Source organism: Pseudomonas sp. A39 (genome assembly GCF_058145955.1).
Genome location: NZ_JBYVMD010000008.1, coordinates 23,013 through 39,000 on the forward strand (window position 1 = coordinate 23,013; position 15,988 = coordinate 39,000).

The 15,988-nt window shown below is 63.3% G+C and carries 10 protein-coding genes and 1 pseudogene; 2 read left to right on the plus strand and 9 right to left on the minus strand.

The window, feature by feature from the left end:
- Positions 1–97: 97 nt before the first annotated feature.
- From AC3ZU9_RS08220 to AC3ZU9_RS08230, 3 genes and pseudogenes are all read right to left on the minus strand, one after another.
- Positions 98–865 (minus strand): methyl-accepting chemotaxis protein, encoded by a 768-nt coding sequence (locus AC3ZU9_RS08220; protein ID WP_370636048.1) that lies wholly within the window; start codon positions 863–865, stop codon positions 98–100.
- Between the two features lie 87 nt (positions 866–952).
- Positions 953–2,047 (minus strand): annotated as a pseudogene (locus tag AC3ZU9_RS08225) (cache domain-containing protein); the annotation flags it as partial.
- 138 nt (positions 2,048–2,185) lie between these two features.
- Complete coding sequence (locus tag AC3ZU9_RS08230; RefSeq protein WP_490090556.1) at positions 2,186–6,169, minus strand: bifunctional nitrate reductase/sulfite reductase flavoprotein subunit alpha; 3,984 nt, start codon at positions 6,167–6,169, stop codon at positions 2,186–2,188.
- Between the two features lie 585 nt (positions 6,170–6,754).
- On the opposite strand from AC3ZU9_RS08230, the gene nirB reads away from it, so the two are divergent.
- Together nirB and nirD are read left to right on the plus strand one after the other, a co-directional pair.
- Positions 6,755–9,295: a nitrite reductase large subunit NirB gene (gene nirB / locus AC3ZU9_RS08235; RefSeq protein WP_093541887.1), complete on the plus strand. Its 2,541-nt coding sequence runs from the start codon at positions 6,755–6,757 to the stop codon at positions 9,293–9,295.
- Complete coding sequence (gene nirD / locus AC3ZU9_RS08240) at positions 9,295–9,657, plus strand: nitrite reductase small subunit NirD (protein WP_012724580.1); 363 nt, start codon at positions 9,295–9,297, stop codon at positions 9,655–9,657. Before nirB ends, nirD begins: the two co-directional genes overlap by 1 nt.
- Before the next feature lie 357 nt (positions 9,658–10,014).
- Here nirD and AC3ZU9_RS08245 read toward each other — a convergent pair whose 3' ends face one another.
- The 6 genes from AC3ZU9_RS08245 to AC3ZU9_RS08270 form a co-directional block, all read right to left on the minus strand.
- Positions 10,015–11,346 (minus strand): ABC transporter substrate-binding protein, encoded by a 1,332-nt coding sequence (locus AC3ZU9_RS08245; RefSeq protein WP_490090557.1) that lies wholly within the window; start codon positions 11,344–11,346, stop codon positions 10,015–10,017.
- Positions 11,347–11,374: 28 nt separating this feature from the next.
- On the minus strand, positions 11,375–12,442 hold the full coding sequence (locus AC3ZU9_RS08250; protein WP_490090558.1) for a branched-chain amino acid ABC transporter permease: 1,068 nt from the start codon (positions 12,440–12,442) through the stop codon (positions 11,375–11,377).
- A gap of 22 nt (positions 12,443–12,464) precedes the next feature.
- On the minus strand, positions 12,465–13,346 hold the full coding sequence (locus AC3ZU9_RS08255) for a branched-chain amino acid ABC transporter permease (protein WP_012724577.1): 882 nt from the start codon (positions 13,344–13,346) through the stop codon (positions 12,465–12,467).
- A gap of 2 nt (positions 13,347–13,348) precedes the next feature.
- Positions 13,349–14,125, minus strand: coding sequence for an ABC transporter ATP-binding protein (locus tag AC3ZU9_RS08260; protein WP_012724576.1), 777 nt, complete (start codon positions 14,123–14,125; stop codon positions 13,349–13,351).
- A 10-nt stretch (positions 14,126–14,135) separates the two neighbouring features.
- Entirely contained in the window at positions 14,136–15,191 is a 1,056-nt protein-coding gene (locus tag AC3ZU9_RS08265) for an AMP-binding protein (protein WP_102061353.1), read from the minus strand.
- A gap of 190 nt (positions 15,192–15,381) precedes the next feature.
- Complete coding sequence (locus AC3ZU9_RS08270) at positions 15,382–15,945, minus strand: TetR/AcrR family transcriptional regulator (protein ID WP_012724574.1); 564 nt, start codon at positions 15,943–15,945, stop codon at positions 15,382–15,384.
- Between the last annotated feature and the right edge of the window lie 43 nt (positions 15,946–15,988).

The window sequence follows — 15,988 nt, forward strand, 5'->3', positions numbered from 1 at the left end:
GGCTCATACGATTGGCGTATGACCCCCCGCATGTCGCTTGTTCACGCCTTTATCCCGTTGACGGTAGGCGGCACCTCAATGAGCATCGCCGCCTTCCTCAGGACTTGAATCGGCCCACCAGCCCATTCAACTCATCCGACAGGTCCGACAGCCGCCCGGAGTCGTCCTGCGCCGAGTTGGCCAGGCTTTCCACCAGCCGCGCTTCGTCGTAGATCTGTTGGATGTGCCGGTTGATCTCTTCGGCCACGCTGTGCTGCTCCTCGGCGGCAGCGGAGATCTGCAGGTTCTGGTCGCGGATTTCGTTTACCGACGTCTGGATGCCTTCAAAGCTGTCCCGCGCGCTTTCGATGGACGAGACGCTGGCGCGCGACAGGTCCAGGCAACTGCCCATTTTTTGCGTGACTTCCTGGGTCTTGTTTTCCAGGGTGCCGAGCAGTTGCTCGATCTCGCCCGTGGAGTCGGAAGTGCGTTTGGCCAGCGCGCGCACTTCGTCAGCAACCACGGCGAAGCCACGGCCCTGGTCACCGGCACGGGCAGCCTCGATGGCGGCGTTGAGCGCCAGCAGGTTGGTCTGTTCGGCGATCGCGCGAATGGTGCCGAGGATTTGGTTGATGCTGCGGCTGCCGGCTTCCAGCTCGACCATGGCCTGGGACGATTCGGTGAGGCGGCGACCCAGACGGTTGACGTTATCGGTGGTGGCTTCGATCTGCTGTTTGCCCTCGGCCACGCGCCGGTGCCCGTTTTCGGCGGATTCCGCGGCACCGCTGCATGAGCGCGCGACTTCGTTGGCGGTAGCCACCATCTCGTTGAACGCCGTCGACACCAATTCGACCGCCTCGCGTTGCCGGCCAGCGGCCTCGTTCATGTTGTGCGCCACCTCGCTGTTGACCTTGGAGGCGTTCTGCAGGTTGGCCGAGGCCGCGCCGATATGCTGGATCAGTTGGCGGATCGCCGCGAGAAACTTGTTGAACCAGCCGGCCAGTTCGGCGGTTTCATCTTTGCCCTGTACCTGCAGTTCGTGGCGCAAGTCGCCTTCACCTTGGGCGATGGACTGCAGGCCGGTGCTGACCTGGCCGATGGGTTTGACGATGACCTTGGAGAACGCCGCCGCGATCAGCCCGAAGATCAGCACGAGCACGCCGACGATGGTCGCGGTGAGGTAGGTCATGCGGGTGGCTTCGGCCATGACTTCACGGTGTTCGATCAGCCCGATATAGCGCCAGCCGAGGCCGGGCGAGGTCCACACGTTGGCCATGTAGCGCACGCCGTCGATCACCACTTCCGTGGAGCCCTGCGGGGTGTCGGCCAAATGCGCATAAGGCGCGCCCAGGTCCTTGAGCGGCTTGAAGCTGTGGGCGGCGTCACGCGGGTCTACCAGCACCACGCCGTCTTCGATCAGCATCACATAGCCGCTTTCTCCCAGCTTGATGCTTTTGACCAGTTCGGTGAGGTTCTTCAGCGACACGCTGACCACAAATACGCCCTTGGGCTTGCCGTTGTCCAACAGCGCCCGCGCGGTGCCCACCAGTGCCACGTCGTCTTTGTCGTAGTAGTAAGCGGGGGTGCGCACGGTCTTGCCGGGGCTGGCCATCGCGGCCTTGTACCAAGGGCGGGTGCGTGGGTCGTACTTGGCCAGTTGCGGGTCATCCGGCCATTTGGCGTAGGTGCCGTCTTCCAGGCCGATGGAGAGGATCGCCGCCGCCGGGTGCGTGGCACCAAAGCGCGCGAAACGGTCGATCACGGCTTGCGCTTCGGCCGGCATCGGCTGGCTGGCCGCGTCGGTGGGCTGGTAGTTTTTCAGCGTGTTCACCGACGTGTATACAGGGTCGGTGGCCATCTGATCGACGTTTTGCAGTGTGCCGTCGAAGAACTGCCGGATGTTGCCATCGATCTGGCGGATTTCACGGGTGCTGCCATCGATGAACTGATCCACGGCCTGGGTGCGCGTGTTCATGACCGAGATCACCGCCACCAGGCTTACCGGGATAAAAGCGACAGAGACGAATGCCAGTACCAGTTTATTTTTTATTTTCATCGAGACGACCATCAGCGGAGAGGGCGGCCAAATCGCCGATTTCAATCAATAAAATACGGCGATTCGCTGTTTCTGCTGTTTCGGCCCGATACCGGTAAATCTTTAGGGTTTTTTGTACACAATACAAAGTGCTTATTGTTCTGTGTCCAATCAGTACACATCACGCAGATAACGCTTCTGCTCGCTCAAGTGCCGCCAGTACTCCACGGCGCCTTCCACGCCAAGCCCGCCGTGGGTTTGCGCCACTTGGCGCAGGGCCTGGTCGACGTCTTTGGCCATATGGCTGGCGTCGCCGCAGATGTACAGCTTTGCGCCGTCCTGCAACCAGCGCCACAGCTCGGCGCCCTGTTCGCGGATGCGGTCCTGCACGTAGACCTTCTGCGCCTGATCGCGGGAGAACGCCAGGCTCAAGTGGGTGAGCAGGCCGTCGCGCTGCATGCCTTGCAGTTCGTCCTGATAGTAGAAGTCGCTGGCCGCGTGCTGTTCACCGAAGAACAGCCAGTTGCGCCCCTGATGGCCCAGCGCTCGGCGTTCCTGCAAGAAGGCGCGGAACGGTGCGACGCCGGTGCCGGGGCCGATCATGATCATCGGCACCTCGCCGTCGCTGGGGGGGCGGAAGTGCTTGGACGGCTGCACGAACAACGGCACTTCTCCGTCTCCGACACGGTCGGCCAGGAAGGTCGAGGACACGCCTTTGCGTTTGCCATAGCGCACGGCGGCCACGGTGAGGTGCACTTGCTGCGGGTACGCCTTGGCACTCGAGGCGATCGAATACAAACGCGGTTGCAGGCGCTTAAGCGTGCCCAGCAGTTCGTCCGCCGAGCACTCGATCGGGTATTCCTGTAGCACGTCCGCCAGTTGCCGGCCCCACAACCAGTCATTCAATTGGGCCTTGTGCTCGGGGTTGAGCAGGTGCTTGAGGCCAGGGTTGGCGCTGCGCTCGGCGATGAAGGTCAAGGTATCGCTGCTGGGCCGGGCGATTTCGAAATGCTGGGTGAGCGCCTGTTGCAGGGGCACATCGCCGAAGGTGTCGATGTTCACGCTGGCACTGGGGCTCAGGCGGGTCAGGTCGAGCAGTTCGCTGACCAGTTCGGGGCAGTTGCGCGGCCGCACGCCCAACGCGTCACCGGCCTCATAAGTCAGCCCGGAGTCGGCCAGGTCCAGGGCGAACTGGCGGGTCTCCTTGTGCGGGCTTTGCGGGTTCAGGTGCCGGTTGAGCAGCAGGCGTGAGCCGTACAGCTTGGTCTTGCCGGCAGGCGTGGCCGGTGCGGCGAGTGCTACGGGCTTTGTCGGGTGAAGGGTCTGTTGGAAGCGCACCAGCCAGGCATCGGCCAGGGCTTCGAATTCGGTGTCGCAATCCACGCGTTCCAACAGGCGGGTTGCGCCCAGTTCCAACAGGCGCTGATCGAGCTGTTTGCCATGGTTGCAGAACTGGTCGTAGTTCGGATCGCCCAAGGCCAGCACCGCAAAGCGCAGCGACTCCAGGCGCGTCTCGGCGGTGCTGAGGCTGTGCCAGAAGCCTTCGCCATTGTCCGGCGGGTCGCCGTCGCCAAAGGTGCTGCTGATCAATGCCAGGGTGTGGGTGCTCGCCAGTTTGCTTGCGGGGAAGTCTGACATCGCGCTCAGCTCCACCGTGATGCCCGCCTCGCGCAGGCGCTTGGCGAATCGTTCGGCCAGGGCTTCGGCGTTACCGGTTTGCGACGCCCACAGCAGGGTGACGGCCGGGGAGGGCGCTGCGAGGGTTTCCGTATGGCTGAACAACCCGCCGAGCAAGCCGTTCAGCCACAGCCGGGATGCGTCGGCCAGGGGGGCATTCGCGGGCATTGTCGGTACGCCGACAGCCTGGCGCGCGGCGTTGGATTGCAGGCCGCTGAGGAAGCCGGCGAGGTAGGTGCGCTCACTGTCGCTCAGGGGCGGTGGCGATACGTGACGGATGCCGGCGAGGTCGGCGAAGGCGTCGAGGCGCGACAGGGTGCAATCCTCTGCTACGGGGGAAGGGAGGTCCAGGAACTGGTGGTCGATCAGTTCGACCCGGGCCAGGGCGACGGCGCAGAACTTGAACTCGGGCTGCAAGGAAATCGGGTCCACCGCATCGTTGGTCACCGCATTGATCGCCAGGTGTTCGCCGAACACATCGTTCCAATGAAACGGCGCAAAACAGTTGCCTGGCCGCACACGGTCGGTGACCACGGCGGGCAGCACGGCGTGGCCGCGCTGGGAGCGTACTTCAACCCGGTCTTTGTCCTGGATGCCCAGGCGGGCGGCGTCTTCCGGGTGCAGCTCGACGAAGGGGCCGGGGTTGAGTTTGTTCAACGTGGCGACTTTGCCGGTCTTGGTCAGGGTGTGCCATTGGTGCTGCACGCGGCCGGTGTTGAGCACGAAGGGGAAGGTGTCATCGGGCATCTCGGCGGGCGGCATATGGGGGCGGGCGAGGAACTGCGCCTTGCCGTTATCGGTGGCGAACGCGAGGGTGCCGTTGGTGCGGTAGCGGATCGGGTTGCGGTGCGCGGCCTCAGTGGATGCGCAGGGCCATTGCAGCGGCTGTTCACGCAGGCGCGGGTAACTCGCGCCACGGATGTCGTAGCCGGTCTTGGGGTTCCAGGCGCGTTTGATTTCTTCAAATACGTCGGCGGCGGAGGCATAGGTGAACGCCTCGGCAAAGCCCATCTCACACGCAACCCTGGCGATGATCTGCCAGTCGGGCAGGGTCTCGCCGGGGGCGTCGACGGCTTTCTGCATCAGGGTCAGGTTGCGCTCGGAGTTGATCATCACGCCCTCGGCCTCGGCCCACAGCGCGCCGGGCAGCAGGATGTCGGCGTAGCGGTTGGTCTCGGTGTCGAGGAACGCGTCCTGGGTGATCACCAGCTCGGCGGCCTGCAGGCCATTGATCACGGTTTGGCGGTTGGGCACGCTGGCGACGGGGTTGGTGCAGATGATCCAGCAGGCCTTGATCTGCCCGGCGGCCATCTGTTCGAACATCGCCACGGTGCCGCTACCTGCCTGTCGCGGCAGGCTGTCGTGGGGGATCTGCCACAGGTCCTCGATAAACACGCGGTCGGCCTCGACCAGTACCGAGCGTTGCCCCGGCAGGCCGGGGCCCATGTAGCCCATTTCGCGCCCGCCCATGGCGTTGGGTTGACCGGTGAGGGAAAACGGCCCGCTGCCCGGACGGCAAATGGCGCCGGTGGCCAGGTGCAGGTTGCACAGGGCGTTGGTATTCCAGGTGCCGTGGGTGCTCTGGTTAAGGCCCATGGTCCAGCAGCTCATCCACTCGGCGGCCTGGCCGATCCAGTCGGCGGCTTGGCGGATATCGGCTTCGGCAAGGCCGGTGATCGCAGCCACCCGTTCTGGCGAGTAGTCCTCCAGGAACGCGGGCATGGCCTCCCAGCCCTCGGTAAACGCGGCAATAAAGGCCGGGTCGGTATGGCCGTTTTTGACCAGCAGGTGCAACAGGCCGTTGAGCAGGGCCAGGTCGGTGCCGGGTTTGATGGGCAGGAACAGGTTGGCCTTGTCCGCCGTAGCGCTGCGCCGAGGGTCGACCACGATCAACTTCGCCCCGGCCTTGACCCGGTCCATCATGCGCAGGAACAGGATCGGGTGACAGTCGGCCATGTTCGCGCCGATCACGAAGAACAGGTCGGCGCGGTCGAAGTCTTCATAGGAGCCTGGCGGGCCGTCGGAGCCGAGGGACAGTTTGTAGCCGCTGCCGGCGCTGGCCATGCACAAGCGTGAGTTGGACTCGATGTTGGCGGTGCGCACGAAGCCCTTGGCCAATTTGTTGATCAGGTATTGGGACTCCAGCGACATCTGGCCCGACACGTAGAACGCCAACGCATCCGGCCCGTGGGTGTCGAGGATCTGGCGCAGGCGGCCTGCGGTTTCACGGATGGCCTTGTCCATGGCGATGCGCACCGGGTCATGCTCGCGCGCCTGGCGCACATAGGCGCTCTCCATGCGCCCGGACTCGGCGATGGCTTGCCCGCAGGTGGTGCCCTTGGTGCACAGGCGGCCGAAGTTGGTGGGGTGGGCCTTATCGCCGATCACCTTGACCACCTTATTCTGCTCGACCTGCATGACGATGCCGCAGCCCACGCCACAATAAGGACACACACTGCGCACGTTTTGGTTTGCCATCCGTAACCCCGTAAACAAAAAAGGCGCCTTGTAACCCTCCGTTGAAAAACGGGGATTACACGGCGCCTTTGTCGTGAGAGGGCAATCAGCGTTGATTGCCTGGTTGAAGTGTTCCTAGCAAGTCACGCGCCAGGTTTTTTATCGGCCTGAAACACCCATTCTGAGGAGGACCGAGATCATTGTGGCGAGGGCGCTTGCTCCCGCTGGAGTGCGCAGCGCTCCCAGGATGTTGGGGCCGCTACGCAGCCCAGCGGGAGCAAGCTCCCTCGCCACAGGAAGCGGGCGGGTGCACTTTTATGACGCGGGGCGCACCAGTTGGAGGCGCTGAAAGCGCGCGTAAAAAACCGCTGATTACGTTGTGATGCCGTGAACGCAGGCCTTGTCTTCGGTTGGCACAGACCCTGCAAGCTCCCTCTCAACCCACCTCGGTCAACGACGATCGACACCATGGGCAATAGCGGTGTATCCGGCGCAGTCGCCCGATCCGAACCCGCATAAGAACAGGCAAAGACGCCTGGAACCGCAAGGTTTCAGGCGTTTTTTTTTGCTTTTTTAAACCGTGATGAGCTTTGTCGGGTGATTTATATGAACAGTCTCAAAACCCTGATCGTCGTCGGCAATGGCATGGTCGGCCACCACTGTGTGGCGCAACTGATCGAACGCGGCGTGCTGGATCACTACCGCTTGCATGTGTTCAGCGAGGAGCCGATGCGCGCCTATGACCGGGTGCATCTGTCCGAGTATTTCACCGGCCGCGATGCTGAGTCGCTGGCACTCTCAGAAGCCTCGCTGTACCAGACGCCGGGGGTGACGTTGCACCTGGGCGTGCCGGTAGTGGAGATCGACCGCGCCCGCTGCGAGGTGATCACCGCCGACGGTTGCGTGGCCTATGACAAGCTGGTGCTGGCGACCGGTTCCTATCCGTTCGTGCCGCCCATCGAGGGCGCCGAAGGCGATTCGCGCCTGGTGTACCGCACCCTTGAAGACCTGGATGCCATCCGTAAGGCCGCCGCCAACGCGCGGCGCGGTGTGGTGGTGGGCGGTGGCCTGCTGGGCCTGGAAGCCGCCAACGCGCTGAAGAGCCTGGGCCTTGAAGCGCACGTGGTGGAGTTCGCGCCGCGCTTGATGCCGGTGCAACTGGACGATTTTGGCGGCCTGGCGCTCAAGGCGCAGATCGAGCGCTTAGGCGTGGGGGTGCATTTGTCGCGTGCGACTCAGTCGATCAGCGCCGGCGAGCAGTACCGCTATCGCATGAATTTTGCCAATGACGAGTTCCTCGAAACCGACCTGATCGTGTTTTCCGCCGGCATCCGCGCCCAGGACGCACTGGCTCGCCAGGCCGGCCTGGAGATCGGTCCGCGTGGCGGCGTGGTGATCAACGACGAGTGCCTGAGCTGCGACCCGAACATCTACGCGATTGGCGAATGCGCCTCTTGGAACGGCAGCCTGTTCGGCCTGGTCGCGCCGGGCTACCAGATGGCCCGTGGGGTTGCCGCGCTGCTCTGCGAGCAAACCGCCGAGCCGTTTGTGGGCGCGGACATGTCGACCAAACTCAAGTTGCTCGGCGTGGACGTGGGCTCCATCGGCGACGCCCACGCCCATACGCCCGGCGCGCGCAGTTATCAATTTATCGACGAGGCCAGCGCCAGCTACCGCCGGCTGGTGGTGGATGCCTCGGGCAAGCACGTGATCGGTGCTGTTTTGGTGGGCGATAACAGCTATTACGACACCTTGCTGCAATACATGCAGAACAGCATCGTGCTGCCGTCCGAGCCGGCCAGCCTGATCCTGCCATCCTCCAGCGGTGCGCCGACCCTCGGCCCCGGTGCGTTGCCGGAGTCGGCCACGGTGTGCTCCTGCCACAACGTGACCAAAGGCTCGATCTGCTCGGCCATCGACAGCGGCTGCAGCGACCTCGGCCTGCTCAAATCCCAGACCAAGGCCTGCACCGGTTGCGGCGGCTGCGCGGGGTTGCTCAAGCAAGTGTTCGAGCATGAGCTGATCGCCCGGGGTGTCAGCGTCGACAAGAGCCTGTGCGAACACTTCGCCCACACCCGGCAGGAGCTGTATGCCCTGGTGCGCGTGGAAGGCATCATCACCTTCGAAGAACTGCTGGCCAAACACGGCCGTGGCCACACCGGTTGCGACGTGTGCAAGCCGGCGGTGGGTTCGATCCTGGCGTCGTGCTGGAACCAACCGATCATGGACGCCTCCCTGGTGCCGTTGCAGGACACCAACGATACGTTCATGGCCAACATGCAGAAGAACGGCACCTACTCGGTGGTGCCTCGCATTCCGGGCGGCGAGATCACTGCGGACAAACTTATCGTGATCGGCGAGGTGGCGAAGAAATACGACCTTTACACCAAGATCACCGGCGGCCAGCGCATCGACCTGTTTGGCGCGCAACTGCACGAGCTGCCGGATATCTGGGCCGAATTGATCGCGGCCGGTTTCGAGACCGGGCATGCGTATGGCAAATCCACGCGCACGGTGAAGTCCTGCGTGGGCAGTACCTGGTGCCGCTACGGCGTGCAAGACAGCGTGAAAATGGCGCTGCTGATCGAGGACCGCTACAAGGGCCTGCGCTCGCCGCACAAGCTCAAGTTCGCGGTGTCCGGCTGCACCCGCGAGTGCGCCGAAGCCCAGAGCAAAGACGTGGGCGTGATTGCCACCGAGAAGGGCTGGAACCTCTACATCGCCGGCAACGGCGGCATGCGCCCACGTCATGCGGAGCTGTTCGCCACCGACCTGGATGACGCCACGCTGATCCGCTACATCGACCGTTTCCTGATGTTCTACATTCGCACCGCCGACAAGTTGCAGCGCACCTCCGTATGGCGCGAAAGCCTGGAAGGCGGCCTGGATTTCCTCAAGGATGTGATCCTGGACGACAGCCTTGGCCTGGGTGCCGAGCTGGAAGCGCAGATGCAACAGGTGGTCGACCGCTATGAATGCGAGTGGGCCAACGCCCTCAAGGACCCGGAAAAACTCAAGCGTTTCCGCACCTTCGTCAACGACAAACGCCCCGACCCGGACATCCACTTCGTCCAGGAACGCGGCCAGCGCCGGCCGATCATGGCCGCTGAACTCAACCTGATTCCCGTCATCGAGGAGATTGCCTGATGAGCCAGCCTAATACTCAACGCACCCTGGCCACTTGGAAAGGTGTGTGCAGCGAGGCCGACCTGGTGAGCAATTCCGGGGTGGTGGTGTGGCTGGACGGCGCCCAAGTCGCGCTGTTCTACCTGCCCGGTGCGCAGGACCAGACGCTGTACGCCATCGACAACCACGACCCGCAATCCGGCGCGAATGTGATCGGTCGTGGCTTGGTCGGCAGCATCAAGGGCGACCTGGTGGTGGCCGCACCGATCTACAAGCAGCATTACCGTTTGCACGACGGCCAATGCCTGGAGGCACCGGAGCAGCGCCTGCGGGTGTGGCCGGTGCGGTTGAATGCTGGCGTAGTGGAAGTCAGCGTGGGCTGACACACCGAGGTCAAAATGTGGGAGGGGCTGCCCCCGATGGCGGAGTGCCGGTCAACAGATTCATTGGCTGATCCACCGCCATCGGGGGCAAGCCCCCTCCCACATTTGACCTGTGTTGCATCCGATAGATGCTTACTGCTCCTGGCTGCAATCACGCGGTCGGCCTGCACCCAGTTGCTGATCAGGGGGCCAGCGCCGTCGCGTCGTGAGTCAGCGTGGGCTGATACACCGAGGTCAAAATGTGGGAGGGGGCTTGCCCCCGATAGCGGAGTGCCGGTCAATAGATTCATTGGCTGATCCACCGCCATCGGGAGCAAGCCCCTCCCGCATTTGAACTGTGTTGCATCCGATAGATGCTTACTGCTCTTTGCTGCAATCACGCGGGGTGATGCCTTTCTCCTTGGCGTACTGCGCGGCAGAGGCTTCGATGATCGGCCGCAACAGTGCGCGGTCGGCCTGTACCCAGTCGCTGATCAGGTTCCAGCGCTGGCCATCCCATTGCTGGAAGCGCACGGCGCCGCCGCCTTCGTGGTCGGCGCAGGAGAGTTTCAGCGGTTGCACCAGGCCTTTGGCGCCGAGTGCCTGAAGCCGTGCATCGTCGAGGTTCAGGTGTTCGAACCCCCAGCGCACCTGTTCGCCGGTGAGCGGTTGGTGGCCGTATTTTTCCTGGGCCAGGCGTAGCGCTTCGACGTTGAGAATGCCGTTGACCACGCCCAGGTTGTAATACACGGTGCCAAAGCGCTTGGGGTCGGCCAGGTTGCCTTTGCCGGCGTCCACCACGCTTTGCTTGATGCCTTGCAAGACTGGAAAGTCGGTGCCGGAAGGGTGCGTGGTGATCGCGATAAAGCCCTTGGCGGCGGCACCGGCGGGCACCACGTCTTCCTCCGAGTTGCTCCAGATATTGCCGATGATGTGATCGGCCGGGTAGCCAACTTTTTGCGCGGATTTCAGCGCCACCGGGTTCATCACGCCCCAGCCACGCAGGATCACCCAGTCGGGTTTGAGGCGGCGGATATTCAGCCACTGCGATTGCTGTTCGTTACCGGGGTGCGGCACTTCGAGCAGGGTCAATTCGAAGCCGGCATTTTTTGCCAGGGTTTCCAGTACGCCATTGGTTTCCTTGCCGTACGGCGAGCCGTGGTACAGCACCGCAATTTTCTTGCCCTTGAGCTTGTCCGCGCCCCCCTCGCGTTGGCCGATGTAGTTGATGATCGCCGAAACTTCCGAGTACGGATTGAGCTGCAGCGGAAATACATAGGGGAACACGCTGCCGTCGGTGGAGTCGGTACGGCCGTGGTTGATGGTGATCAGCGGCAATTTGTCGGCGGTGGAACGTTCCAGGGTGGCGTAGGCGATGCCCACAGACAGTGGGTTGGTCGCGGCGGCCGGGGCACCGTTGAGTCCGCCCTTGAGGCGTTCGTAGCATTCGACGCCTTTCTCCACCACGTACTCGGTCTCGCATTCACTCCAGGTCAGCTTGACGCCGTTCACCCCGCCCTTGGCGTTGATGTATTGCAGGTAGTCGATAAACCCGCCGAAGAAACCGGTGCCGCCAGCGGCGTACGGGCCGACCCGGTAGCTCTGCAACGGAAAGTATTGTTCGTTGGCAGCCTGGGCGCCGGCCGAGAGCGTGCCGGTGATCAGGGCCAGGCCCAAGGCCAGGCGGCGCAGCGATAAGCGGTGTGTCATGGAGGTCATTCCTGGGAGGTTATTGAGTTCAGTAACGCAGCGGCCACACCCTGGCCCGTTGACGAAAGCGCTGCCACAGGCGGGCCAGCCCCTCCGGTTCCTTGATCAAAAAAGCGATGATCAGCGCGCCGAAGAGCATCTTCTGGATGTTCTCCAATTGGCCCGCGTCCATCAGCCCGGCGGGCAGCAGGGCGAAGAGGTTGCCCAGCAGGATTGGGAACAACACGATGAACGCCGCCCCCAGGAAGTTGCCGAGCACGCTGCCCAGGCCGCCGATAATGATGATGAACAAGACCTGGAAGGAGCGGCTCAGGTCGAAGCCGTGAGGCTCGACGGTGCCCAGGTAAGCGAAGGCCCACAGTGAGCCCGCGACGCCCAAGTAAAAGCCGCTGATCGCAAACGCCAGCAGCTTGGTTTTCAACAGGCGAATACCGATGACGGCGGCGGCGGTGTCCATGTCGCGTACCGCCATCCAGTTGCGGCCAAGCTCGCTGCGGACCAGGTTTTTGCCCAGCCAGAACAGCGCCGCCACTATGGTCAACGTCAGTACATAGCGGCCTCGGGGGGAGCTGAAATCCAGCCCGGCAACCAGCAGCGGTGGCGAGGTGATCACCCCGGAAGCGTTATCGTTGGTGAACCAGCTGAAGCGGGTGAGCACCCACTCCACCACGAACTGCGCGGCCAGGGTCGCCACCAGCAAGTAAAACCCCTTGATACGCAGGCTCGGCAGCCCGAAGAGCACCGCCACCAGCGCCGCGATCACACCACCCAGGGCAAAGCTGACCAGCAGCGGCAAACCGGGCACGCGCAGGTGCAGGTTGTAGGCGGTGAACGCGCCCACGGCCATGAACGCTGCCGAGCCCAATGAGAGTTGCCCGGCGTAGCCCGTCAGCAGGTTGAGCCCAAGCCCCGCCAGCGACAGCACCAGCAGCGGCACCAGAATGGCGCTGAACCAGTAGTCATTGCCCAGCCACGGCAGCGCAAAAAACGCAAAACCCAGCAGCAGCCACAGCCCGATGCGGTCTTGGCGCAAGCGGAAGGTACGGCGCTCGGCCGCGTAGGAGGTGCTGATTTGACCGACTTCTTGATACAGCATGCAGGCATTTCCTCAAGGACAATCAGACCCGTTCGATGGCGCGCTCGCCGAATAAGCCGGCAGGCCGCACCAGCAGGAACAGCAAGGCAAGGACGTACGGCACCCAGTTTTCAATGCCGCTGCCGATGATCGGGCCGAGGTAGATCTCGGCGATTTTCTCGCTTGCGCCGATGATCAAACCGCCGACAATCGCGCCGCCGATGGAAGAGAAGCCGCCGATGATCAACACCGGCAACGCCTTGAGCACCACCAGCGACAGCGAGAACTGCACCCCCAGGCGCGCGCCCCAGAGCAACCCGGCCACCAGGCCGACAAACCCCGCCACCGCCCACACCAGCGCCCAGATACGCGGCAGCCGGATACCCACCGCCATGGATGCCAGCGGGTCATCCGCCACCGCACGCAACGACAGCCCCACCCGCGTCTTGTTGAACAGCAGCGACAGGGCGATCACCAGCACGGCGGCGGTGCCGGCGGCAAACAGGTCGAATTGCGAGAGCAGCATGCCGCGGATTTCCAGCGGTTCGTCGGCGATGCCCAGGTCCAGCCCATGCACCTGTGCGCCCCAGAGGAACTGAGCGAACCCTTCGATCAGGTAAGACAGCCCAAGGGTGGCCATAAACAGGATGATCGGCGGGCGATTGACCAAGGGGCGCAGCACCACTTTTTCGATCAGCAGCGCTAGCACCACCATGCTTGCCAGGGTGAGCAGGAACGCCCAGGCGAAGGGGAAGCCGCGTTCCAGCAGGCTGACAAATGTCAGCGCGGCGAACAGCACCATGGCGCCCTGGGCAAAGTTGAACACGCCCGAGGCTTTGTAGATCAGCACAAAACCAATCGCCACCAGGGAATACATCACGCCCGCCAGCAGCCCGCCGATCAGCACTTCGAAGAAAAATTCCATGCTCAAGTCCCCAGGTAAGCGGCGATGACATCGGGGTTGGCGCGCACCTGCTCCGGGGTGCCGTCGCCAATCTTGCGACCGTAGTCGAGGACCACCACGTGGTCGCACAGGCCCATGACCACGCCGATATCGTGTTCGATCAACACCACGGTGGTGCCGAACTCGCGGTTGATGTCGCGGATGAACTGACTCATCTGCGCTTTCTCCTGCGCGTTCATGCCCGCCATGGGTTCATCCAGCAGTAGCAGGGTGGGCTCGGACGCCAGGGCGCGGGCCAGTTCGACACGCTTTTGCAGGCCATAGGGCAGGGTGCCTACCAGCACATGGCGCCAGGGATGGATCTGCAGAAAGGCAATCACCTTTTCCGCGTGCAGGCGGTGCGTGTCGTCCTCGCTGGGCGCGCGGCCCAGGCGCAGCATCTGTTCGATCCAACTGCTGCGGCGCTTGAGGTTGCGCCCGGTGAGTACGTTGTCGAGCACACTCATGCCCTTGAACAGCGCGATGTTCTGGAAGGTCCGCGCAATCCCGCCTTCGGCCGCCTGGTGTGCGCGCATACGCCGTCGCGTCTGGCCCGCGTAGTGGACAGTGCCGCTCTGGGGGTGGTAGACCCCGTTGATCACATTGAGCAGTGAGCTTTTACCCGCGCCGTTGGGGCCGATCAGCCCGCAGATGTCGCCGGCTTTGACGTCGAAACTGATGGAGGTGATGGCCTTGATACCCTTGAACGACAGGGAGATGTCATCGAGCCGCAGTAATACCGATTGAGTGGGTGAGTGCATGGCGGGCTCGTCAGACAGGCTGAGACAGCAAGTGGTCGGTGGGTTCGTGGCGGGGGGAGGGCTCTTGCCAGTGGCCGGGTCGAATCCCCAAGGCGGAGAAGAACGCCGCCGTTTCCGGGCTCAGCGGCGGCCCGACCAGCAGCGGCACACGCAGGCGGCTCATGCCCAGCACATCCCGCAAGGGACGCCGCACCAACCAGTGGCCCAGCCAGTGGCGAGCGGGGGATGAGCTCGGCTGCATGGCCCAGCGGTACACGTGGTGGCTGAGGGTGCCCGGCATGGGCAGGCGCTCTTGCACCCACTGTTCCAGGCGGGCGTAGGATTCGCGGGTGCCGAGTACTAACGTGGGGCCGAGCTCTCGGCGGTCGGTGTCACGCGTGGCCAGAGCCTCGGGAAAGTTGAGGCAAAACCCGGTGTGCAGCCAGGGAGCGAGCAGGTAACGCGCTTGCCCGCTGGCGGCGAATACCCGTGCGGCCAATGCCTCCTCTTCGGCGCTCAGTTGTTCCCGCTGGACCAGCGTGCGAGCGCCCGCCAGCAACTGCGTGTGAGTCAAGCGCAGCGGGGTGTCGGCATGAAAGACGAACGCAGTATCGCCGGGTTGCGTGGCGCAGACGGGGGCGGGCGTTTCCGCGCTTAAGTCGGTATAGGCGATCAACTCGGCGCTTTGCTGCTGACTCAGCCCACGTCCGTCGAGGTACATCACTACTGCGTCTTCACGCAGGTGTTGCAGCGCTTGCAGGTCTTGCGCCAGCACGAAGCGCGGCCGCAGCCCGGCGAGCAGCGCACGGTTGTCGCGGTCCGGGTCCAGCAGCGTGACGCTGCCCCCCAGCCATTGCGCCGCCAGCGCCAACAGCAGCGCTTCGGGACGCGCTTGGCTGATGATCAACAGATCATCGTGCTGACGGAAATTGCGCGCCTGCAGGGCCGCGGCGAGCCGGTTGACCTCGTGCGCCAGTTCGCTCCAGCTGCGTGTGTGCCAGATGCCCAGATGCTTGTAGCGCAAGGCAATCGCCGAGCCTCGGGTGTGGGCTTGAAGCAACAGCGCCTGGGGCAGTGTGTGAGGCATGGGGGCATCCTTCGGATTGATGCGAAGGCTTTTGCACGCGTCATGCCATAGCGTTAAATGCTTTTATTTCAATTGGATACGAGTGTTTCGTGAAGAGTTTGGTTGTGTTGATTCCGCACAAGCTGTCCAAGCACTGTTGTTGCGCCAACAGCGGTGTCAGTGGATGTCTTCGGTGGCGGGCTCCCGCCCGTCACGTCGGAATGAGCCCCGCGTCCCGATAGCTCTGCACCAGTTCGTCGTACAAACGCAGATCGGCGCGCGTGCGGGCAATCAACTGTGCACCGGCAATGGCGGTGTAGATGGCGCGGGCGCGGCGCTCGCAGCTTTCGGCATCGCCGGGTTGGATCTCAGTGAGCAGGGCCGCCAGCCAAGCCACGTTGATATCGGCAAACGCCAGGATCTCTTTCTTGACGGCCTCGGGCAGGTCCTGGTATTCGGCCGCCATAAAGCTGGACAGGCATAGCCGATTACCGTCCTCGAGGGATTGGCGAAAGATGCTGGGGTAGATTTGCATGCACTCCAACGGATCCGGGTTTTCCAGGCGTATGGCCTCGAGGGCACTGGCGGTGTTTTCCCAATACCGCTTGGCGACGGCCGCGCCGAGCTCGGCTTTGCTCGGGAAGTGGTAATAGATACTGGCGTTCTTGATCCCCACCGTTTCGCCGATGCTGCGAAAGTTGATGCCGCTGTAGCCGTAATGCTGAGCCGCGGCTTTGGCGGCTTCCAGGATGGCTTCACGCGCGTTTTCACTCACGTAGGGATTCCTCGGTCGTGGGGTGGGATGGGCGGATTCTACG